Annotated in this window: 23 protein-coding genes; 17 read left to right on the forward strand and 6 right to left on the reverse strand. The window is 74.3% G+C overall.

Features of this window, described 5'->3' with window-relative positions; translation table 11 throughout:
* Positions 1-209 precede the first annotated feature (209 nt).
* The 3 genes from ACSMX9_RS01605 (at position 210) to ACSMX9_RS01615 (ending at position 4,176) form a co-directional block, all read left to right on the forward strand.
* Positions 210-749 (forward strand): hypothetical protein, encoded by a 540-nt coding sequence (locus ACSMX9_RS01605; protein ID WP_445399332.1) that lies wholly within the window; start codon positions 210-212, stop codon positions 747-749.
* A gap of 82 nt (positions 750-831) precedes the next feature.
* Entirely contained in the window at positions 832-3,084 is a 2,253-nt protein-coding gene (locus ACSMX9_RS01610; protein WP_445399334.1) for an immunoglobulin domain-containing protein, read from the forward strand.
* A 126-nt stretch (positions 3,085-3,210) separates the two neighbouring features.
* Positions 3,211-4,176 carry an aldo/keto reductase gene (locus ACSMX9_RS01615; RefSeq protein ID WP_445399336.1) on the forward strand — a complete coding sequence of 322 codons (966 nt, stop codon included), beginning with the start codon at positions 3,211-3,213 and terminating at the stop codon, positions 4,174-4,176.
* A gap of 69 nt (positions 4,177-4,245) precedes the next feature.
* Here the strand turns inward: ACSMX9_RS01615 and ACSMX9_RS01620 are convergent, their stop codons facing one another.
* Together ACSMX9_RS01620 and ACSMX9_RS01625 are read right to left on the reverse strand one after the other, a co-directional pair.
* Entirely contained in the window at positions 4,246-4,545 is a 300-nt protein-coding gene (locus ACSMX9_RS01620; RefSeq protein WP_445399338.1) for a hypothetical protein, read from the reverse strand.
* 143 nt (positions 4,546-4,688) lie between these two features.
* Positions 4,689-5,492 carry a hypothetical protein gene (locus ACSMX9_RS01625; RefSeq protein ID WP_351249292.1) on the reverse strand — a complete coding sequence of 268 codons (804 nt, stop codon included), beginning with the start codon at positions 5,490-5,492 and terminating at the stop codon, positions 4,689-4,691.
* A 321-nt stretch (positions 5,493-5,813) separates the two neighbouring features.
* Between ACSMX9_RS01625 and ACSMX9_RS01630 the strand changes: the two genes are divergently transcribed.
* Positions 5,814-7,103, forward strand: coding sequence for a streptophobe family protein (locus ACSMX9_RS01630; protein ID WP_445399340.1), 1,290 nt, complete (start codon positions 5,814-5,816; stop codon positions 7,101-7,103).
* Between the two features lie 47 nt (positions 7,104-7,150).
* Here the strand turns inward: ACSMX9_RS01630 and ACSMX9_RS01635 are convergent, their stop codons facing one another.
* The gene (locus ACSMX9_RS01635; RefSeq protein WP_445399342.1) at positions 7,151-7,750 is read right to left on the reverse strand and encodes a DUF2165 domain-containing protein; all 600 of its coding nucleotides are present in this window, start codon (positions 7,748-7,750) and stop codon (positions 7,151-7,153) included.
* 193 nt (positions 7,751-7,943) lie between these two features.
* On the opposite strand from ACSMX9_RS01635, the gene ACSMX9_RS01640 reads away from it, so the two are divergent.
* Positions 7,944-8,132, forward strand: coding sequence for an antitoxin (locus ACSMX9_RS01640; RefSeq protein WP_445399344.1), 189 nt, complete (start codon positions 7,944-7,946; stop codon positions 8,130-8,132).
* Between the two features lie 6 nt (positions 8,133-8,138).
* Here the strand turns inward: ACSMX9_RS01640 and ACSMX9_RS01645 are convergent, their stop codons facing one another.
* Positions 8,139-8,564, reverse strand: coding sequence for a hypothetical protein (locus ACSMX9_RS01645; RefSeq protein WP_351244786.1), 426 nt, complete (start codon positions 8,562-8,564; stop codon positions 8,139-8,141).
* A 392-nt stretch (positions 8,565-8,956) separates the two neighbouring features.
* Here ACSMX9_RS01645 and ACSMX9_RS01650 point away from each other — a divergent pair, with 392 nt between their 5' ends.
* Together ACSMX9_RS01650 and ACSMX9_RS01655 are read left to right on the forward strand one after the other, a co-directional pair.
* Positions 8,957-9,385: a hypothetical protein gene (locus ACSMX9_RS01650; protein ID WP_445399345.1), complete on the forward strand. Its 429-nt coding sequence runs from the start codon at positions 8,957-8,959 to the stop codon at positions 9,383-9,385.
* Between the two features lie 103 nt (positions 9,386-9,488).
* On the forward strand, positions 9,489-9,977 hold the full coding sequence (locus ACSMX9_RS01655) for a DUF1269 domain-containing protein (RefSeq protein WP_445399347.1): 489 nt from the start codon (positions 9,489-9,491) through the stop codon (positions 9,975-9,977).
* Between the two features lie 51 nt (positions 9,978-10,028).
* Here the strand turns inward: ACSMX9_RS01655 and ACSMX9_RS01660 are convergent, their stop codons facing one another.
* Positions 10,029-10,514 (reverse strand): VOC family protein, encoded by a 486-nt coding sequence (locus ACSMX9_RS01660; RefSeq protein ID WP_445399349.1) that lies wholly within the window; start codon positions 10,512-10,514, stop codon positions 10,029-10,031.
* 142 nt (positions 10,515-10,656) lie between these two features.
* Here ACSMX9_RS01660 and ACSMX9_RS01665 point away from each other — a divergent pair, with 142 nt between their 5' ends.
* The 6 genes from ACSMX9_RS01665 to ACSMX9_RS01690 all read left to right on the forward strand — a co-directional run bounded on the left by ACSMX9_RS01665 (position 10,657) and on the right by ACSMX9_RS01690 (position 15,779).
* Positions 10,657-11,883, forward strand: a complete 1,227-nt coding sequence (locus ACSMX9_RS01665) for an FUSC family protein (RefSeq protein WP_445402865.1) — start codon at positions 10,657-10,659, stop codon at positions 11,881-11,883.
* Positions 11,884-12,036: 153 nt separating this feature from the next.
* Entirely contained in the window at positions 12,037-13,215 is a 1,179-nt protein-coding gene (locus tag ACSMX9_RS01670) for a threonine synthase (protein WP_445399351.1), read from the forward strand.
* Between the two features lie 56 nt (positions 13,216-13,271).
* Positions 13,272-13,475: a type II toxin-antitoxin system VapB family antitoxin gene (locus ACSMX9_RS01675; protein WP_445399353.1), complete on the forward strand. Its 204-nt coding sequence runs from the start codon at positions 13,272-13,274 to the stop codon at positions 13,473-13,475.
* Positions 13,476-13,524: 49 nt separating this feature from the next.
* On the forward strand, positions 13,525-14,127 hold the full coding sequence (locus ACSMX9_RS01680; protein WP_445399355.1) for a ricin-type beta-trefoil lectin domain protein: 603 nt from the start codon (positions 13,525-13,527) through the stop codon (positions 14,125-14,127).
* A gap of 131 nt (positions 14,128-14,258) precedes the next feature.
* Complete coding sequence (locus ACSMX9_RS01685) at positions 14,259-14,705, forward strand: nitroreductase family deazaflavin-dependent oxidoreductase (protein WP_445399357.1); 447 nt, start codon at positions 14,259-14,261, stop codon at positions 14,703-14,705.
* A gap of 66 nt (positions 14,706-14,771) precedes the next feature.
* The gene (locus ACSMX9_RS01690; protein ID WP_445399359.1) at positions 14,772-15,779 is read left to right on the forward strand and encodes a phosphotransferase enzyme family protein; all 1,008 of its coding nucleotides are present in this window, start codon (positions 14,772-14,774) and stop codon (positions 15,777-15,779) included.
* 10 nt (positions 15,780-15,789) lie between these two features.
* On the opposite strand, the gene ACSMX9_RS01695 is transcribed toward ACSMX9_RS01690, so the two are convergent.
* Positions 15,790-16,311, reverse strand: a complete 522-nt coding sequence (locus tag ACSMX9_RS01695; RefSeq protein WP_445399361.1) for an ATP-binding protein — start codon at positions 16,309-16,311, stop codon at positions 15,790-15,792.
* A 304-nt stretch (positions 16,312-16,615) separates the two neighbouring features.
* Between ACSMX9_RS01695 and ACSMX9_RS01700 the strand changes: the two genes are divergently transcribed.
* The 4 genes from ACSMX9_RS01700 (at position 16,616) to ACSMX9_RS01715 (ending at position 21,596) form a co-directional block, all read left to right on the forward strand.
* Positions 16,616-16,849: a DUF5133 domain-containing protein gene (locus ACSMX9_RS01700; protein WP_445399363.1), complete on the forward strand. Its 234-nt coding sequence runs from the start codon at positions 16,616-16,618 to the stop codon at positions 16,847-16,849.
* A 214-nt stretch (positions 16,850-17,063) separates the two neighbouring features.
* On the forward strand, positions 17,064-17,960 hold the full coding sequence (locus ACSMX9_RS01705) for a putative protein N(5)-glutamine methyltransferase (protein WP_445399365.1): 897 nt from the start codon (positions 17,064-17,066) through the stop codon (positions 17,958-17,960).
* A gap of 893 nt (positions 17,961-18,853) precedes the next feature.
* Entirely contained in the window at positions 18,854-19,570 is a 717-nt protein-coding gene (locus tag ACSMX9_RS01710) for a DUF2470 domain-containing protein (RefSeq protein WP_445399367.1), read from the forward strand.
* Between the two features lie 85 nt (positions 19,571-19,655).
* A complete protein-coding gene (locus ACSMX9_RS01715; protein ID WP_445399369.1) occupies positions 19,656-21,596 on the forward strand; it encodes an NAD-binding protein in 1,941 nt (646 codons plus the stop codon).
* The last annotated feature ends 2 nt before the right edge of the window (positions 21,597-21,598 follow it).

Raw genomic sequence — 21,598 nt, forward strand, 5'->3', positions numbered from 1 at the left:
AACGGGACATTCGACGCCCGACCTCCATCCACCCGGTCCCGTCCCAGCAGCCTGGGCGTCAGGACCCCTCCCCCACAAGGGCGTTGCGAGCCCATTACCGACCGTTGACAATCTCCATGAGATGAATTTAGGTGTGCCTTACCTAACTTGAACGGGTGTCCAGGAGCGTTCCCGCACATCCGTTCCCCGGTCAGAAAGGTGCTCACAGGATGAGTGCTGCACCCTCCCCCCGGACCGCCGCCCGTGCGGGCGTCGCCGCTTTCTCCGCCGCCGCGCTGACCCTCGGTCTGGCCTCCTCCGCGTCGGCGGCCACCGGAAGCCGCACGATCGTCGACGGATCCACCACCTACCACCTCTCCCTCACCGCTCCGAACACCGCCTCCGCCGCGGGCGCCAACATCACCGTCACGGGGACGGGTTACAACGCCTGGCAGGGCATCTACGTCGGGCTGTGCGCCGTGAGCGGCAGCCAGGGCGCCAACAAGCCGACCCCGTGCCTCGGCGGCCAGGACGAGAACGGCAACACCGGTGCCTCGTACTGGGTGAGCAACTTCGGCGGCGGAACCCTCCCGAACAGTTCCGCCTTCGGCACCGGGGGCAGCTTCTCGGCCACCATCCACGTCAAGGCCGACCTCGGCGGCGGCAACGTCTGCGGGGACACCGTCGACTGCGCCGTCGTGACACGGGCGGACCACACCGACGCCGGCGACCGCAAGTACGACGTGCACGTCCCGGTGACCTTCTCCTGACACCGCGCCCGGGGCGGGTCCCGGACCCCCGGCCGGGACCCGCCCTCCCGCACGCGTCCCGGACCCGCACGACGAGGAAGCCATGACAGCCACCCCTTCCCCCCGCGCATCCCGCCGCCCGAGCCGGAAACGGAGGGCGGCGGCGCTCACCGCGGTGCTGAGCCTGCTGGGCCCCGCCGCCCTCACGGTCGGGACCGGGTCCGCGCTCGGCGCCGCCGGCACCCCGGTCACCGAACGGGGCCGGGACGGACAGGAGTTGTCCGTCTCCGTCACCAGGGGGCTCGACCCCTCCGGACAGACCGTACGGGTCACCGGCAAGGACTACGACGAGTCCAAGGGGGTCTACGTCGCCCTGTGCAAGGACAACGGCCAGGGCCGGGTCCCCTCCCCCTGCGCCGGCGGCGCCGACATGAGCGGCGGATCGAAGGCGTCCGCCTGGATCGTCCCCCGGGGCGACGCCCACGAGGGCGAGTTGGCGACCGGATACGGAATCGGCGGCACCTTCGACGTCGAGCTCCACCTCAAGGCCGCCTCGGCCGGACTCGACTGCAAGACGGTCAGGTGTGCGGTGGTGACCCGAGTGGACCACCGCGGTGCGGGCGACCGCTCCCAGGACGTCCGCGTCCCCGTCGCCTTCGCCGCCGCACCCCCGCCCGGGGGCATCGGCGTCGACGTCCCCGAAGGCACGGTGTCCTACCGCGAGGACGCCCGGTTCGCCACCGCCGGCAAGCCCTTGGACGCGCTGGTGCACCCGGAGTCGGAGAAGCTGTACGTCGGCGCCGACAACCTCCCGGACACCGCGGACGTCGACGAGCGGGGGCTGTACGTCCTCGACCCGGCGGACGGCCGGGTCCGCTCGCACATCAGCCGGGCCCCCGGTCCGAGCGGGCTGCGCACCTCCGCCGTGGCCCGGATCGTGGGCCCCTTGCCCGGCGACGGGGTCAGGTTCCAGTACCCGCTGCGCGGCATCGGCAGCGCCCAGGACGGCGACGCCTCCGCCCGGGGGGTGTGGCTGACCGGAAGCGCCGTCACCGACGTCGGCCCCGGCACCTCCTCGCCGACGGCCGTCCTGGTCGCCCAGGGCAACGAGCTCAGCGAGGTGGATCCGGGAACGGGTGCCGTCCTGCGCGAACTGACGCTGCCCGGCGGCAACCGGTTCGCCGTGGACCCCGCCCGTGGCAGGGCGTGGTTCGTCGACTTCGACGCCGGAAAGCTGCACCGGATCGACACCGGCACCCTGACGGTGCACCGGACCCTCGACGTCCCCGTGGTGGCCGGTGGCCCCAGCGGCTTCGTGGAGGTCGACCCGGAGAACGGGGACGTGTGGCTCGGCTCGGGCCGCACGGTCCTGGTCCTCGGTGCGGACGGTCGCCCGGCCGCCACCCTCGCCGGCCCGGACGACGCCATCGCGGTCGCCTTCGACGGCGCCTCGGACCGTGCGTTCCTGGTCCGTCAGGACGGCGGGGACCCGGCCGAACCGGGCGACGACAACAACGGGTCGCTGACCGCGTACGACACCGAGGAGTACGAGCAGCGCACCGATCCGGTGCCGCTGACCGGCCTGCACGGTCAACTCGGCGCGGCCGCGGTCACCGTGGCACCCGGCGGCGCGGCCGTGTACGTGACCCATCCCGTCGAGGGCAAGGTCATCAAGCTGGTGCGCCGCACGTCCCCGAAGGTGACCTCGTCGCCCACGGACGTCACGGTCGAGCCGGGAAGCGAGGTCCGGCTGACCGCGCGGGCCGAGGGCGCCCCCGAGCCCACCGTGCGCTGGCAGCTGAGCCGGGACGGGGGCACGAGCTGGAGCACGGTGCGGGGCGCCGACCACCACACCCTGGCGTTCACCGCGACGCGGACCCAGGACGGTCACCGCTACCGGGCCGAGTTCAACAACTCCGCGGGCACCACCCGGACCCGTCCGATGACCCTGACGGTCGCCGAGGAGCAGCCCGCCAGCGGAGGCAGCACCTCCGGAGCGGGCACCGACGGAGGGAGCACGAGCGGCGGGACCACGAACGGGGGCGGCTCGTCCGGAGGCGACACCGGCGGCGCGAACGTCGGAGGCACCCGGGGCTCCGACGCCGCCGGCGGCACCACGAGCGGCGGCACGAGCGGTGCTGCCGACGGTTCGCCCGGGGGCGACGGAACGGCGGCCGGCGGAACCGACGGGTCCGACCCGTACGACGACGGCACCGGTGCGCTCGCCTCGACCGGGACCACCGTCCTGTCCGCGGCGGCGGCAGCGGCAGCCCTCCTCGCCGCGGGGGCGGCGCTCGTGCGCCGGCGGCGCCCCGACCGGGCGCCCGCCCCCGGGCAGGAGGCGTCCCAGGGCTGAACGGCGGCGCGGCCCCGGGACGTCCGGGGTCCCCGCCGGTGCCTCCGGCATGTCGGTGCCCGCGCACCGGAGGCTTCTGGCAGCGTGGCCGTGGCACACCCGCCTCCCCAGGAAAGGGCACACTCCATGCGACGCGTCTCGCTCGGCGGTCTCGACGTCTCCCGCCTCGGCCTCGGCTGCATGGGCATGTCGGCGTTCTACACCGGTGCGGGAACGGACGAGGCCGAGGCGGTGCGCACCCTCCACCGGGCCATCGACCTGGGCGTCACCTTCCTCGACACGGCAGAGGTATACGGGCCCTACACCAACGAGGAGTTGCTCGGACGTGCACTGGCCGGACGCCGGGACGAGGTGGTGCTCGCCACCAAGTTCGGCATCCTGTCGCACCGGGGGCGGCGAGGGCTGGACAGTTCGCCGGAGAACGTCCGGGCGGCGGTGGAGGGTTCGCTGCGACGGCTCGGCACGGACCGCATCGACCTCTACTACCAGCACCGGGTGGACCCCGACACGCCCGTCGAGGACACCATGGGGGTGCTCGCCGAACTGGTCGCGGAAGGCAAGATCCGGTACGCGGGGCTGTCCGAGGCGGGGCCGGAGACGATCCGCCGGGCGCACGCGGTGCACCCGGTCGCCGCGGTGCAGACCGAGTACTCGCTGTGGACCCGCGACCCGGAGGCGGAGGTCCTGCCGCTCACCCGGGAGCTGGGCATCGGCTTCGTGCCGTACTCCCCGCTGGGCCGGGGGTTCCTCACCGGTGCCATCCGCAGCCGCGACCAGTTGGACGACGGCGACTTCCGCAAGGACAACCCCCGCTTCAGCGAGGAGAACCTCGCCCAGAACCTGCGCATCGCGGACGAGGTCGCGGCCGTCGCCCGGGACCTCGGCGCCACCCCCGCACAGACCGCCCTCGCCTGGCTGCTGAGCCGGGGCGACGCCATCGCGCCGATCCCCGGCACCAAGCGGACGGCCCGGCTGGAGGAGAACGCGGCGGCCGACGGGATCCGCCTCGACGCCTCCCAACTGGCCCGGCTCGACGCGCTGTCGGCCCCCGCCGGCGACCGCTACACCGACATGTCCCCCGTGAACCGCTGACCGGCGCCGCGGTCGACTCCCTCCCGAACGCCGGGGCGGGAGCCCCGGCGCCCGCGGAGGACGGACGGCTCAGGTCTGCACGGCGGGCAACAGGCCCGTCACGGGGGCCACCAGATCGGTCACCTGCCGGAGCTGGCCGAGCTGCGACAGCCCCTGCTGGACGGTGCCGACCTGCCCGGTGACGGTGGGCATGCGGGCCTGGTGTTCCGGGCCCACCGACTGCGCGGACAGTGCGTCGAGTTGGCCGATGACGGAGGGCACCTCCAGGGGCTGCGGCGGAAGGGGTGCGGCGGACGCGGCGGTGGCCGTCAGTCCGGTGACGCCGGAGGCCAGGGCCACCGCGGCGAGGATGCGTCGAGTTGCGGTCATGTCCGGAGCAACGGGCGAGTCGCGGGCCGGTCACGGCCCGGGGCGCGCCCTCACCCGTGGGGCTCATCCGGGGTGGGTGCGGGGCGCACGGGCGTACGGAAACGGCTCCCCTCCGCACCGGAGGGGAGCCGTGGTGTCCGCGGTCAGGGGCAGCTCGCGATGGTGCTGCGGGCCCGTTCCGGGTTCGCGTGCTCGACCCGGCACTCGTCGACGTCGAGGCCGCCGTCGACCAGGCCCCAGCCTGGCCCGGCGAGCAGGACGGTGTTCTTGGTCCCGCGGATGGTGTCCCGGCCCGGGCCGCCCTGGATGACGCCGCCCGCCTCGGGGCCGACCCCCTTCGCCTCGATGAGGTCGTTCTCGCTGCCGCCCAGCACCCGTCCGCCGAAGTCGATGACCCCGGCCGAAATGGTGTCCGGCCCGTCGTTGCCGAAGACCTGGCCACCGCCGCGGGCGTGCTGTCCCGGCGCGCCGGAGACGGTGCCGACGGTGATGGTGTCCGCGCCCTGGTCCCCGTAGACGGTGGCGCCGTGTTCGGTGCTGCCCATCACGGTGGGCACGATGATGGTGTCGTCACCGGCGCCGCCGCGCACCGAGGCCTGGTCGGCCCGGGGGTACAGATGGCTGGTCTGGATGCGGTCGTCCCCGTCCCCGCCGAGCACCTGGGAATCGATGATCAACCCCTTGACCCGGATGTTGTCGTCTCCGCCGGCCCCCCAGATGATGACGTTCTCCACGTCGTTCTCGCACTCGATGACGTCGTCCCCCGGGGTGCCGTACACGGCCTGACCGGGCGGCACGGCGGACCCGTTGAGCACGCAGTGGTGGGACGGCAGGCCGCCCTCCTGCGCCCGGGCCGGAGCCGTCGACAGGGAGGCGACGGCGAGCAGGGTGGCGGTGAGCGCCAGACCGCGCACGGCGGGACGGCTCGGTCGGGGGGCGAGGGGCATACGGGTCTCCCTGGAGGGCGGACGGACAGGAACCCGCCTACCGTGCGCCCCCGCGGCCGGACACGCCCGCACATCCGTGCCGCGCATCACCCGCCCGGCCCCGCTCCCGCCCCCGACCTGCACGGCGGTCGGCCCCCGCCACGCCGGCCGGTTCCGGCAAGCGGGTGAGCGGCGGACCGTCCCGCCGCCGGCGGGGCGGGGGCGGAGCCCGGACGGAGGCCTCGGCCGGTCTGCGAGTCGCTCCGCTGCGGCCCGGCGGGACCGGACGCGGTCGGCCCCCTCCGGGGAGCGCCGGGCCGCTGCCCTGCTTAGCGTGGCGGCGTGGACGAGGGACGCACCGGGGGCCGGACGGCCGGGCAGGGCCCGGCGCGGCCGGTGTGGCGCGGCTGGCTCCTCGCGGGCGGCACGGTGGGCGCGGCGCTGTGCGCCATGGCCGTCCTCGCCACGGCGGGACTGTGGGCCGCCGGGGCGCACCGCCTGCCGGACGGGGCCTTCCCCCGGGTGGTGGTCGCGGTCGTGTCGCTCGCCGTGGGTGGTGACCTCGAACTGACCGGCGGGGCGGGCGCGTTCCTGGGGGGACGGGGGGAGTTGCGGGTGCTTCCGCTGTCGGTGGGGCTGGCCGGGGCCCTGGTCGTGGGGGCGGGGTTCCTGGCGCCGTGGCACCGCCGGGCGGTGGTGGACGGGCGGGAGTGGGCGGGCCGGGCCGGTCGGATCGCCCTGCTGTGGACGGCCGTGCTGGTGGGGTTGGCGCTCGGGGCGCGCCAGGAGTTCGGAGTTCCGCTCGGCGGGGGCCTCCTGTCCGAGCTGGGCGAGTTGTTCGGGCTGCGGCCCACGGTCGGGTTCGAGGCCGATGTCGGCAGCACCGTGCTGCGGGGTCTGGGGTGGCTCGCCGGGGTGTTGCTCGTCGCGGTCCTGGTCTCGCCCCGGGTGCCCGTTCCGGAGCGGGTGTCGCGGTTCCGTTCGGCGGTGCGGCCCGCCGCACGTGCCGCGCTGGACCTGCTGCTCGCCTACGTGGCGGTGGGGCTGGTGATCGGGGTGGTGGTCGCGGGGGTGCGCGGGCACCCGGCCGACACGTTCGCCGTCGTGCTGCTCGGGCTGCCCGATCTGGTCTGGCTGGCGTTCGTGCTGGGGCTCGGGGTGGTGTGGGACGGCCGGGTCGACGGCCCGTTCGGGTTGCCGGTGCCCACGGCACTGGACCGGGTGCTGCGGGGTGGCGGGGACCGCGAGCTGAGCGTGCGGACGCTGGCCGAACAGGACGCGGGGTTCTGGTGGTTGGTGCCGATCGCGGCGCTGGCGCTCTGCTCCGCGGCCGCCCTCGCGGCACTGCGGTCACCGCCCGGCACACCGCTGTGGCGGCTCGCCGTGCGCTGGGGGCTCGCCCTGGTGGTGACCGTGGCGGTGGTGTGCCTGCTCGTCCGGGTGGACGTCTCCTTCGGTCTGTCGTTGCTGGGCATCGGCGATCCGGGCGGCGGGTCCGCCGGGCAGGTGCTGCTGCGTCCGCGGTGGGGTGGTGCGCTGGTGGTAGCGGTGGCGTGGGGTGCGGTCACGGGGTTCCTGGGCGGCGGTGCCGCCCGGTGGTGGCGCCGCCGCGGGGGCGGGCCCGCGGGCTGAGCCCCTCCGTCTCCGGCGGTGCGCTCCCGCACCGCCGGAAACCGCGATCAGGAGGAGCGGCCGATCCGTCCCCCGGTCGGCACGGCGCCCGGCAACCAGGTGACCACGAGGGCGAATCCGGCCAGCGTCAGGTTCCGGGTCGCGGCGGCCAGGCCGTTCCACTGGGACGACTGCCACATGGCGAACCACTCCCCGCCGATCGCGATGAACCCGAGGCCGAACAGCAGCACCACCATCACCAGCCCCAGCGACCCGGTCCGACGGGCCCGGGCCGCACCGGCCGGGTCACCGCCGCGCCGGGTCAGCGCACGGGCCCACTGCCAGCCGGAGGCCAACAGGACGAGGGCGGCCAGCGTCTCCCAGGCGATGATCAGGACGTAGGCGGCGTCGGCGAGGGCCTTCGACTCGATGGCGCGCCACATCAGGTCCTCGTCCTTGAAGGTGGTGTCCATCGCGAGGACGTGCCGGACGAACTGCTGGTTGGTGCCGAAGTCGGTGATGTTGCCGAACGCGACCAGGGCCATGTACACGGCGACGGTCACGGTGAGTGCGGCAGCCGCCACCGGCAGCCCGCCCGGCGCTCGGCCGGCTCCGCCTCCCTCCTCGTCCGCGGTGTGCCGCTCGGCCAGGCCCTTGTTGTCGGCCATGGGTGCTCCTCCCCCTCGGTGCCGCCCGGGGCGGGCGGTCTCTCCCTGTGACCATGGCCCGCGCCGGACGCCGTCAACCCCCCGCCGGGAAGCGGGGCCGGGCGCCCGGGGGGCGGGCGGCGCGGTGCGCGGATGCGGGACGGGCCCGGTCGGGTGAAGCTGAAGACGGAACAACCCCTCTAGGAGGTGGGCCATGTCCATGATGGACAAGCTCAAGAACATGTTGAAGGGCCACGGGGACCAGGTCTCCAAGGGCGTCGACAAGGGAGGCGACTACGTCGACGGCAGGACCCAGAACAAGTACCAGGGCCAGGTGGACAAGGGCCAGGAGGCACTGAAGGACCGCCTCGGCGGCCAGGACCAGCAGCCGCCGCAGACCTGATCCCGCTCACCGGGAGGGGACCCGTCCCAGGGACAGTGCCGGGCCGCTCGCCGTGCGTCGCATCCGGAGGGTGTCGACGGACTCGGCCAGCAGCTCGTACTCCGTGGTGTCGTCCTGTGCCGCGAACCGCAACAGCCGCCCCTGGGAGAGCTCTTCGGCGGCCCGGGCCTGCGCCTGCGGTTCGCGGCACCAGGTCCGCAGCGCCGAGGGGACGTCGGGGACGGCGTCCGTGACCTCGATGAGGGCGCCGGTCGGAATGGCCGACCCGCCGGGTTCCGGATCCAGGCGATCGGCGATCCACAGGGCGCGGTCGCGCAGCCACCAGAGGGCGAGCGGGAGCGTGGGGGCCCGGTAGGTGCCCAGCGGCACGCCGATCCACTGCCCGCCGCAGACCCCGTAGGCGGTGACGTGGCACAGGAACTCGTCGTGCACAGATCACCTCCGGGGCGGTGCGTCACGGGCTGCTGCGGTGCGGCGGATCCGGTGCGAGCAGTGGGGCATCCCCCTTCTCTAGTTCACTTCCTGACGGAATGTCACCAATCCGATCCGGCCAGTGGCGACTCTTCCCGCCCCCCGTCGGCACCCGGGAGCGCGCTGAGCCGCTCCGATGGGCCGACACCCCTGGACCTCCATGGCATGAACCTGACTCAAAACGTCCGCACTCGCCCGTTCCCCACGCGTCCGCCCCGCCACTCGCCCCTCACCCACCCCGGCTGACCGGACCGTTCCCCCGGACCGCACCGGCGGCGTACCGTCGGACCCGGCACCGCACGCACGCGGCGCACGAGCGGTCACGACGGACACACGGACGAGGGACGGGACGCATGGCGACGGAGGACGGCGGCTGGCAACTCGGGGGGACCGAACGACAACTCGACGCCGAAGTCGTCCAGGTCGCCCCGCACCGGGAGTTCGCCTCCCCCGCCCCCGAGAGCGGCGACCTGCTGCTCTACGTCACCCGCGGGAACGGCCACCTGGAGTCGGGCAGCCGACTGGAGGCCGTCGACACGGGGTGCGTCAGCTGGGTGCCGCCGGGGAGCCGGTACGTGCTCACGGCCGGACCCGAGGGGCTGGCGTTCCTGGCCGTGGGGGCCCGGGCCGTCGCACCCCCGTCCCCCGCCCCCGAGGAGGCGCACCCGTACGGCGGAGAGCCGGCCTGTCTGCTGCACCGGGTGTGCACGGAGTGCGGGCGGCTGGCCACCGGTCTCGGCGACCGGTACTGCGCCCGGTGCGGCACCCCGCTCCCGTCCTGAGGCGTCCCGGCCCGCGGAGCCTTCGCGCGCCCCGCTCCAGGAACGGACATATGGTGCAAATGCGAGCGTGGTCGCCGATGGCCACGGACCGAGGAGGCACCGCATGTCCGAGCTCATCGTCATCGGGTACGAGGACCCCGCCGTCGCCCACCAGGCGTACGAACGCGTCCAGACCCTCCAGAAGGACTTCGTCGTCGACCTCTCCGGGCTCGCCGTCGTCACCGTCGACCAGGAGGGCAAGAACCACGTCGAGACCCCGAGCAAGATCGTCGGCGTCTCGGCGGCCTCCGGGGCGCTATGGGGGATGATCTTCGGCCTGCTCTTCCTCGTCCCGGCCTTCGGGCTGCTGGCCGGCGCGGCCTTCGGCGGGCTCTTCGGCAAGCTGAGCAAGTCGGGCGTCAACGAGGAGTTCCGGGGGCAGGTGCAGTCCCTGCTCCAGCCGGGCTCGGCAGCCGTGGTGATCATGGCTGCGAAGATCACCGAGGACAAGTTCGCCGACGCCATGCAGCCGTTCGGCGGCACCCTCCTCAAGACCTCGCTGACCGCGGAGGACGAGAAGGAGCTGGCCGAACACCTGGGCGCCGGGCAGTGATCGACCACCGCGCCGGCGCCCCGCGGCCCGGCGCACCGGGCGTCCGCGTCGTCACTCTCCGGCGTGGGCCCGCCGCAGCTCCGCGAGGTCGAACTTCGTCATGGCGAGCATCGCCCGGGTGGCCCGGGTCGCCTTCTGCGGATCCGGATCCGCGAGCAGGGCCGGCAGTTCGGTGGGAACCACCTGCCAGGACACCCCGAACTTGTCCTTGAGCCATCCGCACTGGCCGCCTTGGCCCCCGTCCGCGGTCAACCGGTCCCAGTAGTAGTCGATCTCGTCCTGGTCGGCGCAGTGGATCTGGAACGAGATCGCCTCGTTGAAGGTGAACAGGGGTCCCCCGTTCAGCGCGAGGAAGCGCTGCCCGTTCAGGGTGAAGTCGACCGTGATGGCCGTGCCGGCCGGTCCCGGGCCCGCCTCCGTGTAGCGGGTGACCGAGCCCAGGTGCGAGTCCTTCGTGAACACGGACAGGTAGTGGGCGGCGGCCTCCTCCGCCTTCCCGTCGAACCACAGGCAGGTGGTGAATGCTTCGCTGGTCATGGGTGGTGCCTCCCGCTCACGCGATGGATACGAGGATGGGGTCTCGTCCGTACGACCGATGCTCCGCCGAAAACTCATCGCCCGCGCGCGGAACACGGCACGTGCCGCGGGCGGTGACCCGGTGAGCGAGGCACGGGTCCCGGTGCCGAAGACACCGCGGGCGGGGGACGGTCGGCTGGCCAGGACCGTCCGGCGGTGGCGGGACCCGGTGGTGGTCCAGATCCTGCGGTCCACCGTCGCGGCCACGATCGCGTACGTCGTCGCCCTGCAACTGAGTGACGTCACGGCACCGCTGACCGCGCCGCTCACCGCGCTGCTGGTGGTCCAGGTGACCCTGTACGCCACCCTCACCACCGGCATCCGCCGGGTCAACTCGGTGGTGATCGGCGTGCTGATCGCCGTGGGGTTCAGCTCGTTGGTGGGGTTGAGCTGGTGGAGCCTCGGGTTGATCATCCTGGCCTCGCTGACCGTCGGCCAGTTCGTGCGGGTGGGCGAGTTCGTGCCCGAGGTGGCGATCAGCGCCATGCTCGTCCTCGGGGTGACCGAGGTCGGGGCATCCGCCTGGGACCGGGTGCTGGAGACGCTGATCGGCGCCGTGGTGGGCCTCACCTTCAACTTCGTCCTGGCGCCCCCGGTGTGGGTCGACACCGCCGGGGAGTCCATCGAGGACCTCGCCCGCCGACTGCGTCGGCTGCTGCTGCGGGACGCCGAGCAACTGGTCACCCCCACCCCGCCCCGGCTGGCGGAGCAGCGCCTGCACGAAGCCCGCCAACTGGACGACGACGTCGCCGACGTCGACGCCGTGCTCCGCCAGGCGGAGGACAGCCTGCGGCTCAACCCCCGCGTGCGTGAGGGCCTGTTGAACCGGGTGGTGCTGCGGACCGGGCTGGACACCCTGGAGATCTGCACCGTCGTGGTGCGGGTCCTGTCCCGCACCCTCGCCGACCTCAGCCGGGTGCGGGCCGGCGCCCCGCTGCTCCCCCCGGAGCCCGGACGCGCCCTGCGGGAGACCCTCAGCCACGTCGCCGACGCCCTCGTGAGCTTCGCCGTACTGGTGACCGCCCAGGCCAGCAGCAGCGCCACCACGGCCGAGGAACGGCTCAACGAGCAGTTGGCGGCGGCGGCACGGTCCCGCGACCGGGCCGCCGGGCTGCTCCTGGACGACGTGCGGGACGATCCGCGGGGCTGGCAGCTCCAGGGCGCCCTCCTCACCGAGGTGGACCGCATGCTGGCCGAACTCGACCTGGAGCACCGCACCCGCCGCCTCATGGAGGAGTTGGACCGCAGTACCCGCGAACGCCACGAGCGCTTCCCCCGGTGGGCCCGGTTGCGGGCCCTCCTCCCGGGCGGCGAGCGGCCGCGGGTCTGACCCGGCGGCGCGGCCGGTCCGAACTCCTGTGCCCCCGTACCGCCCCCTGCCCGCATGATCGCCCACGGGCTACCCTGCGGTCGCCGTCACCCGTCGATCACGAACCGCCGCGGGCGGACCGGGTACCGCGCAACCACGGCAGGAGGAGCACGCATGCAGCCAGCGGCGGACCACGCGCCCCCCTTTCCCGGCGAGCCGGACGGACCCCGCCTGGTCGACGTGCGGTCCGGGCGGTCCTATCCGCTCGACGCACTGCGCTGGCGCGGGGACGACGGCGCCCCGCTGACCGTGGCGGGGCTGCCGGCGCTCGCGCTCGCCGACGTCGACCGGAGCGCCCGCTCGCTGTGGCGCTACCGTGCGGTGCTCCCGCCGGGCATCGACCGACCGGTCAGCCTGGGCGAGGGCGCGACGCCGCTGGTGACGGCCGAGTGGGCCGGGTCCCCGGTCCGGTTCAAGCTGGAGTGGTTCAACCCGACCGGCAGCTTCAAGGACCGCGGCAGCAGCGTGCTGGTCTCGGCGCTCGCCGCCCGCGGAGTCCACGAGGTCGTCGAGGACAGTTCGGGCAACGGGGGCTCCTCGGTCGCGGCGTACTGCGCGGCCGCCGGGATCGACGCCACCGTCCTGGTGCCCGAGGGCACTTCGGCCGCCAAGGTCCTGCAGACCCGGGCCTACGGCGCCCGGATCACCACGGTGGCGGGCGACCGGGACGCCACCGCGGCCGAGGCGCTGCGCCGCGCGGAGCGGGTCCCCTACGCCGGGCACAACTGGCATCCGTACTTCCTCCAGGGCACCAAGACGCTGGCCTACGAACTCTGGGAGGACCTCGGTCACCGGGCGCCCGACGCGGTGGTCACCGTGGCGGGGGCGGGCAGCATCGTCCTCGGCTGCGACCTGGGGTTCACGGAGCTGCTCGGCGCGGGCCTGATCGACCGGCGGCCCCGGCTGCTGGTGGCCCAACCGGCGGCCTGCGCCCCGATCGACGCGGCCTTCCACTCGATGCCGGCGCCGGAGTTCGGACCCACCCTCGCCGAAGGGGCGGCCATCCGCGAACCGGTGCGGCTGGTGGAGGTGGTCTCCGCCGTGCGCCGCTCGGGCGGGGACCTCGTCGCGGTCCCGGAGCCGGACATCGCGCGGGCGGTGCGGGACCTCGCGGCCCGCGGGTTGTACGCGGAGCCCACCAGCGCGGTGGCGGCCGCGGCCATCGAGACCTTCCGGGCCCGGGGCGCGGTGCGGGACGGGGAGACCGTCGTCGTGGTCCTGACCGGCTCCGGGCTGAAGGCGTCGGGCGCCATGGCCGGCCTGGTCCCCGATGCCGCCCCGGCCGCCGGCTGACGCGACGTCGGCCGCGGGTGTTAGAGTCCGGTCCCGCCGTCCCGGGAGGAGCCGCCATGGCCAAGGTCACCGTCAGTCTGGACGCCGAACTCGTGGTCGAGGCCATGGTTCTGGCAGGCGTCGGTTCGCCCCAGGACGCCGTCGAGTTGGTGGTGCGCGACTACATCGCGCGCGGCCACCGCACCGAGGAGCGCACGGAACTCACGGGCGACAGCCCGCGGACCACGCCCGTCATCCCGATCGACCCCCCGCAGGGCTGAGGACCGCACGGCCGGACGCCTGCCCGGTACGGCCCGGAAGGACTCCCCCGTGACCGCCCGTCTCCCGACCCCCCGCCGCCACGGACGGCGCCGGGGACGGGTCCCGACCGCTGCCGCGCCCGGTCGACGCGTGCTCCCGGCAACCGCCCTGGTGGTCGCGGTGGCGGCGGTCGCGGCCCTCACCACCGCCTGGTGGTCGGGCCGCGACGCCGCGGGCTCCGCCCCGCCCCGCCAACGGGACGCCGGAGCGTTGCGGGGCGCCCTGCTCAACGTCGGAACGGGGCTCTGTCTGGACGTGCTCGGCCGGCGCCCGGTCCAGGGCGCCCGGGCGGCCCTGCTGCCCTGTGCGGACGGACGGACCATGCAGTGGTCGTACGAGGGCGACGGACTGCTGCGCAGCGGCGCCGACGCCCGGCTGTGCCTCGACTCGCACGCCGCCGAGGGGCTCGCGGCCCTCGATTCCTGCGCCGGGCGCGATGCCGACCACGGCACGGACGTCCGCTACGACCTGACCGTCCAGGGGCAGTTGGTGCCGCGTTGGAAGGACGACCTGGCCCTCGCTCCGATCGCCGCCGGGGCCGGGGCGGCCGTGGCGGTGAAGGTGCGCGACCGCTCCGCCCGCCAGCGTTGGGCGTTCGAGCCCGGTCCCTGACCGCGCCGCCGGCCCACCGGACGGGTTGCCGGCGGTCGGGAATGGCGCGCGAACGCGGCCGGTTGACGGTCCGTGAGGAACGGGGGCGGGGGACGGACACCTCTCCGAGACCGACGAGGGGACCAGGGGCCATGCCGTTGACGGGCGAGTACGCACCCAGTACGACCGGTTGGGTGCGCGATCAGGTCGAGTTGTACGAGAGTTCGGGAGGCACCCGGGGAACCACCATCCACGGCATGCCCGTGGTCGTCCTCACCACCCGGGGCGGACGGAGCGGCAAGCTCCGCAAGTCGCCGGTGATGCGGGTGGAACACGAAGGACGGTACGCGGCGGTCGGTTCCTTCGGCGGAGGACCCAGGAACCCCGTCTGGTACCACAACCTGGTCGCCGACCCCCGGCTGGAACTCCAGGACGGCACCGTGCGAAGGGACATGATCGCCCGTGAGGTCACCGGCGAGGAGAAGGCCCTGTGGTGGGAACGGGCCGTGGCGGTGTTCCCGCAGTACGCCGCGTACCAACGGCAGACGGAGCGGGAGATCCCCGTGTTCGTCCTCGAACCCTCCGCGCGACCGCACTGACGCCGAGCGCCCGGCCGCGCGCATATCCGGATGCGCCGCGGTCAGCGGCGGGCGTAGGGTCGCCGGATGCGCGACCTGCCCGCCGGAGTGGACGAGACCGCACTGCGCCGGGGCCTGCGGGCCTGGGGGGTGGCGGCCGTCCGCCTCGACTACGCACCCCTCGGGTTCGGCGACTACCACTGGAGGGTGACGGACACCGGGGGGCGGCACTGGTTCCTGACCGTGTCCGACCTGGCGCGGAAGCCGCACTGCGGTGACGGGCCGCGGGCCGCGTACGAGGGACTGCGCGGGGCACTGGACACGGCGGGGGCCCTCCGGGCCGCGGGGCTCGACTTCGTGGTGGCCCCGCTGCCCGGCCGGGACGGCAGCACGGTCCAGCGGATGGACGGGCGGTACGGCCTCTCCCTACAGCCCTGGGCGGACGGGAGCGCCGGGGAGTTCGGGCAACGGCTCCGCGCGGCGGAACGGGCCCGGGTGATGCGGATGTTGGCGGCCCTGCACCGGACCGTCGCGCCGGCCGCGGCCCGGACCCTGGCTCCCGGACTGCCGTCCCGGCCCGGGTGGGAGTCCGTCCGGGGCGGGACGGGCTGCCACCCGGAGGTAGGCCCCCGCACCAACGCCGCCCGTGCGCTGCTGCTCCGGCACGGCACGGCCCTGCGGCGGCGGCTCGCGGAGTTCGACCGGCTCGTCGAGGAGGTGTCGGCCCGGGCGGACGCGCCGGTGGTGACCCATGGCGAACCGCACCCGGGGAACCTCTTGTGGGGCCCCGACGGCGAAGTGCGGCTGATCGACTGGGACACCTGCGGACGCTCCCTGCCGGAACGCGACCTCTGGCACGTGGCCGTCCGGGAGGAGGGCGGGTTCGACGACGAGCCACTGTCCGTGTGGGCCGCGGAGAGCGGGCGCTCCCCCGATCCCTCGGCCCTGGAGTTGTACCGGCTGCGCTGGGACCTGGACGACGTGTCGGCCTTCTGGGAGCTGTTCCGCGCCCCGCACGAGCACTCCGCCGACACCGAGGCCGCGTGGGAGGGGCTGACCGCCACGGTCGCCCGGTTGGTGAACGGCCCGGGTTGACCGTTCCGGGTCAGGCGACCAGGGCACCGCGCGCGTTCCACGCCCCGTCGACGGTGCGCCCCGACCGCCGCGGGGACGAGCGGGTCGCGGGCCGGCCCCGGATCTCCCGCAGGGCGGGCGGGGGCGCGGGCCATCGCAGCGGCAGTCCCTCCGCGGACTCCACCCGCCGGGTGAACCACACCACCTTGCCGCCGCCCGGGACGCCGCAACTGCCCCAGCCGTCGCTGAGCGCGGCCACCCGTGCCAGTCCGCCGAGCGTCGGGCCGAGCAGGCGCGGCGGTCGGCGGTCCCGGTCGGCGACGGAGGCGATGACATGGCGCCCCGTCCAACACAGTTCCACCACGGCGGTGGTGTCGTCGGTGTGCTCCACGACGTTGGCGAAGAGTTCGCCGACGCCTCCGCACACCGGCCCCACCTGGTGGTCGAGCGTCCAGTGCGAGAGGTGAGCTGCGAGGACGCGGCGCACCTGGTCGGCCCGTTCCCGGCACGCCTCCACCTCCACGCCGTAGTAACAGGGACGGGGAACGGTCATGGGATTTCCTCCACCCGCACCGCCTGCGACCGCGGGAACCCGCCCGTTCGGCGCAGCGGTGCGCACGAAGTGTGAGTGCGGGTGTCCGCTGGGTTGCCTCCAGCCTGCGGGGGTTGCTCCACCCGTGCAACACGAGGGCGCGGCCCGGGGTCGCGGCGGAGGGCGGAACGGCATCCGGGTGACCCCGGCGGGGCGCGAGGGGCCGGAGCCCCGGTTGCCCGACGGGAGAAGCGGCGGACGGCGATGCACCATGGCACCACCGCACGACCGCGCGCGGCACGACAGGCCGGAGGTGAGGGGCACGATGCTGCTGCCGGACAAACCGCAGGTGGACACCCTGCTCAGGCGGTACCGGGCATGGGAACGCCTGATGTTGGCCAATCCGTCCAACGGGACCGTCCGGGGACGGTTCGAGGACACGGCGTACACCCTGTGCGTCCTGATGGGACGCCGCAGCGCCCGTGAGGCCGCGCTCGCCGCCGAGCGCTATCTCCGTACGGGCGCCGTGCGTTGCACCGCGTCCGAACCGCTCGGGTAGCATGGCTCCGTCCGTGTCGGTGGCTGCCCGGGGGGTGAGAACCATTTCCGCCTGTTCAGGCAGGGTGTTCTCGTTCGCCGGCCGTCCGGCCCCGGCTGCCTAGCGCGGCCCGTCCCGGCACCGCGGAGCGCCCTTTCGGTTCCTCGAAAGGCCCGTGTGCGCATGCTCGTTCCTCCACGTTCCCCGGCGGCCCGCTCCGCCTCCGCCGGTTCCGGTGCGTCCTCGTCCCCCCACGCAGCCGACCCGTTCCGGACCGTCGACGGCTTCGCCTTCGGCGGCTCGGACACCGCCCCTCCCGGGGGGGTCCTCCCGCGAGGCCACCGCCCTCACGGCCCGACTGCGGCGCGCCGGGTGCGTCTTCGCCGAGGACGAGGCCCAGCTCATCCTCGCCACCGCCCGCAGCTCCGACGAGGCGGCTGCCATGGCCGCCCGCCGCGAAGCGGGCCTTCCCCTCGAACACGTGCTGGGCTGGGCCGCGTTCCACGGGCTGCGGATCGCCGTGGAGCCTGCGGTGTTCGTGCCGCGTCGACGCACCGAGTTCCTCGCCTCCCGGGCGATCGCCCTGGCGGGGCGGGTGGCCACCGGGCGACCGGTCGTGGTCGACCTGTGCTGCGGCTCGGGGGCGATCGGGGCGGCGGTGCTCTCCGCGGTGCCCGGTGCGGAGTTGGTGGCGACTGACGTCGACGCCACGGCGGTGCACTGCGCCCGACGCAATGTCGAACCCCTGGGCGGGCGGGTCGTCGCGGGGGACCTGTTCTCGGCACTGCCCGGGGGCCTGCGCGGTCGGGTGGACGTCCTCGTCGCCAACGTCCCCTACGTGCCGAGCGGTGAGGTGGCGTTCCTCCCAGCCGAGGCCCGTGACCACGAGCCGCACGCGGCCCTGGACGGCGGCGAGGACGGGCTGGACGTACTGCGCCGGGTGGCCTCCGGGGCGCCCGGGTGGTTGGCCCCCGGCGGGGCGCTCCTGGTGGAGACCAGCGCGTCCCAAGCGCCGGACGCCGTGGCCGCGTTCCGACGGGCCGGGCTCAGGGCCCGGCTCGACGGGTGCGGGGAACTCCCGGCGACGGTGGTGCGGGGCGAAGCACGGACGGCCGGGGCGGCCGGTACATGATCGGCCGGACGGGGGTGGTCCCCCCGTCCGGCCGATCCCCCACTGGGACCCCCCACACGGGCGGTCGGACGCTGCCCCCCACAGGCAGGTCGACGACCGTTCCAGGTCCCGGTCTATCCGGTGCCGGTGAGCGCCTCGCGAGCGCTCCCCCTCAGCACCGAACGGCCCCCGACGGCTTCGGTCCGGTCGTTGCCCGGGGCCCCCACAGCCCATGAGGTCCGACGCGGCACCATCCGTCCACCGGGGTGCGGCCCGTCCCCGGCGCGACCGTGCCCCGCAGATCGGCGGTGATCCCGCAGCGGGTGTTCATCACGGCGGTCTCCTTCCGCTCGGTGCAGCGTGGCCGGTCGACGAGCGGGGTGCGTGCTCGGCGACGGTGAGTCTGCCGAGTCCCGCTATGAAATTCACATCGACCCCCCACGTTTCAGTAACCTTGTGTGTTGAAACAGTGGCGAGATGTGACAGACGCAGGGGGCCTGCAGGGGCGCACACCCTAGGAATCAAGGGGAATCGCCCTACCCGTCGAGGCTCCGTGGCCGAATGACGGCCTCCGGGCAATCGACTGAAAATCCACCATCCGAAGCGCCTTCCGGCGCCGAATCAGCCCCCGCGCCCCTCCGCACGCCGCGCGGAGCCACCTCCCCGGGAGGGTCGGCGACCCCGGTCAGCAGGGACGGGGCGGCCGGACGCGCCACACACCGCGGGAACCACTCCCCGGTTCTCACTCGACCCTCGTGCACGTGCACGCGACCAGATTCACACTCCACCCCTCGGCCACCCGCGGAATCACCCGCTCCACCACCCGCACGGTCGACACACCGGGCGCGCCCGGTGGCTCTTCGCGCGACTTTCCATTAAGTTAGGCAAGGCTTACCTAACAGTGGAGGTTCCCCATGGGTGTCCGTCCGGCTCGCACGACCGCGCCCACCGCGGCGGAACGGGCCCGCTCCGTCCTGGCGGCAGCATGGTCCTGCGCGATCACGACGGACCACTGCCACGAGGAGTTGGTCAGCGCCCACTCCGTCGCCGACGACGGTACCGTGCGCCTGTGCGTACCGGCCGACAGCGGGCTGGCCTCCGCCTCGATCTGCGCTCCGCGCGGGGAACCGACGGCGCTCCTGGAGTTCTCCGATCCGGCGCCCGTCCCGGTGCGCGACCGCATCCGTTCCCGGCTGTGGTTGTCGGGGCGGTTCACCCGGGACGGCGACCACCTGGTCTTCCACCCCGCCTGCGCCGTCCTGCACGTCCCCTCCGGCCACATCGGCATCGACATCGACGACTTCGCCCGGGCCGCGCCCGATCCCCTCGCCACCGCCGAGTCCCGGCTCCTGACGCACCTCGCCGACTCCCACGCGGACGCCGTGGAGTGGTTGACCCGGCTCCTGCACCCCCAGCAACTGGCGGAGGTGGTCCGGGTGCAACCGCTCGCACTGGACCGCCACGGACTGACCCTGCGTCTGGAACGGCTGCGCGACCACGAGGACGTGCGCCTGCCGTTCCAGCGCCCGGCCGACGACCTCGCTCAGGTCACCGAGCGCATGCACGTACTGCTGGCCTCGGCCCGGGCCACCCGGCGCCCCACCCTGCGCTCGGTGGCCCCCAAGGACTGACCCGGGGACGTCCGCATCCCTCCCGTCCCGTCCTGTCCCGTCCCCGCGGTGAAACCGCGTGCGGTGTGGGGCAGTCTTACGCACCATGTCTGTCGCACCCCCACACCCGACCCCACCCGCAGCCGGACACATGGTCGTCTGCGGGGACGACGCCCTGGCCCGGCGGCTCGCCTCCGAACTGCGCGGCGTGTACGGCGAACACGTCACCCTCGTGGTCCCGCCCGGTGGGCGGTCGGGCCCGTCCCCCTCCCCCGGACGGGTCCGGGCCTCCCAGTTGCTCGGCCGGGTGTCCGCGGCCGTCCAACGCGCGGCAGGGACCACCGGCGACCCCGAACCCGGCTCCCCCGCCGACCGCTTGGAGGCCGTCGAACTGACGGACGAGGTCCTGGCGGAGGCCGGGGTGGCGCGGGCCACCGCGCTGGCCCTGGTCCACGACGACGACGAGACCAACATCCGCGCGGCCCTCGCCGCACGGCGCCTCAACCCCCGGCTGCGGTTGGTGATCCGGCTCTACAACCGGCGGCTCGGCCAGTACCTGGAGGACGTGCTGGACCAGGCGGCCAGGCTCTCCTCGCTCGGCGTCGCCCCCGACGCCTTCGACGCCTCGACCACCATCCTGTCCGACGCCGACACCGCCGCCCCCGCCCTCACCGCCGCCGCGGTCGCCGGAAGCAGCAAGGTCGTCCAGGCCCACGGCGTCCTGCTGCGGACCGCGGAGCGTCCGGCCGACCAGCCGGACGACCCCGACGACCCGGCGTTGTGCACCCTCGCCCTGCTCACCGACACGGCCACCGACACCCAGGGCCCGACCACCGCCCTGCCCCACCTGCTGCCGGACGAGAGCACCGTGGCCGCGGGCGCGGGGCGGGACCGGATCGTCCTGGAGACCGTGTCCTACTCCGGTCCGGTCCAACCCGTCAGCCGCAGCGTTCCGCTCGGCTCGCTGCTCTCCCCGCGCCTGCGGTGGTCGTTCGTCGGCCTCGTCCTCGGTGTGGTCGCCCTCGCGATCACCGCCATGTTGACCACCGGGGAGCATCCGCTCCGCGCGGTCTACCTGACCCTGCTGGACCTGTTCTCCATCAACGAACCCGCCATCGGGGAGTCGATTAGCCGTCAGGTCCTCCAACTCCTCTCCGGCCTGGTCGGCTTGCTGCTGCTGCCGGTACTCCTGGCCGCGGTGCTGGAAGCGCTCGGCACCTTCCGCAGCGGTGCGGTCACCCGCCGCCCGCCCCGCGGGCTGTCGGGCCACGTGGTCCTGCTGGGCCTCGGCAAGGTGGGCACCCGGGTCCTGGCCCGGCTGCGGGAACTCGACATACCCGTCGTCTGCGTCGAGGCCGACCCCGATGCGCGCGGCATGGCCCTGGCCCGCCGGCTACGGGTGCCCGTGGTGCTCGGGGACGTCACCGAGGAGGGCGTCCTGGAAGCGGCGAAGATCCACCGGGCACACTCCTTGCTCGCGCTGACCAGCGTGGACACCACCAACCTGGAAGCAGCCCTGTACGCCCGGTCCCTCGATCCGGAGCTCCGGGTGGTGATGCGGCTGTACGACGACGACTACGCGACCGCCGTGTACCGCACCCTGCGCACCGCGCACCCGCGGGCCGTGACCCGGAGCCGCAGCGTGTCCTTCCTCGCAGCGCCCGCCTTCGCCGGCGCGATGATGGGGCGCCAGATCCTGGGTGCGGTGCCCGTGGAGCGCAAGGTGCTGTTGATCGCGGCCGTCATCGTCGCCGGGCTCGCCCCGCTGGAAGGGCGCACCGTTGCCGAGGCGTTCCGCCCCGGAGCCTGGCGCGTGCTCGCCCTGGACACCTCGGCGGGGGACGGTGCGCCTCCGGGACGGGAACGGGCCGGCATCGCCCCGCACCGCTCCGGCGGCCCCGCAGGCGGACTCGTCTGGGACCTGCACCCCGGGTACGTGCTGCGTCCGACCGACCGGGTGGTGCTCGCGGCCACCGGCCAGGGGCTCGCCGAACTGCTGGGGCGTCGACCGGGCGCGGCCGAGCGGACTCCGGGTGACCGGGATTGACG

It is taken from the genome of Streptomyces sp. LE64, from assembly GCF_052606915.1.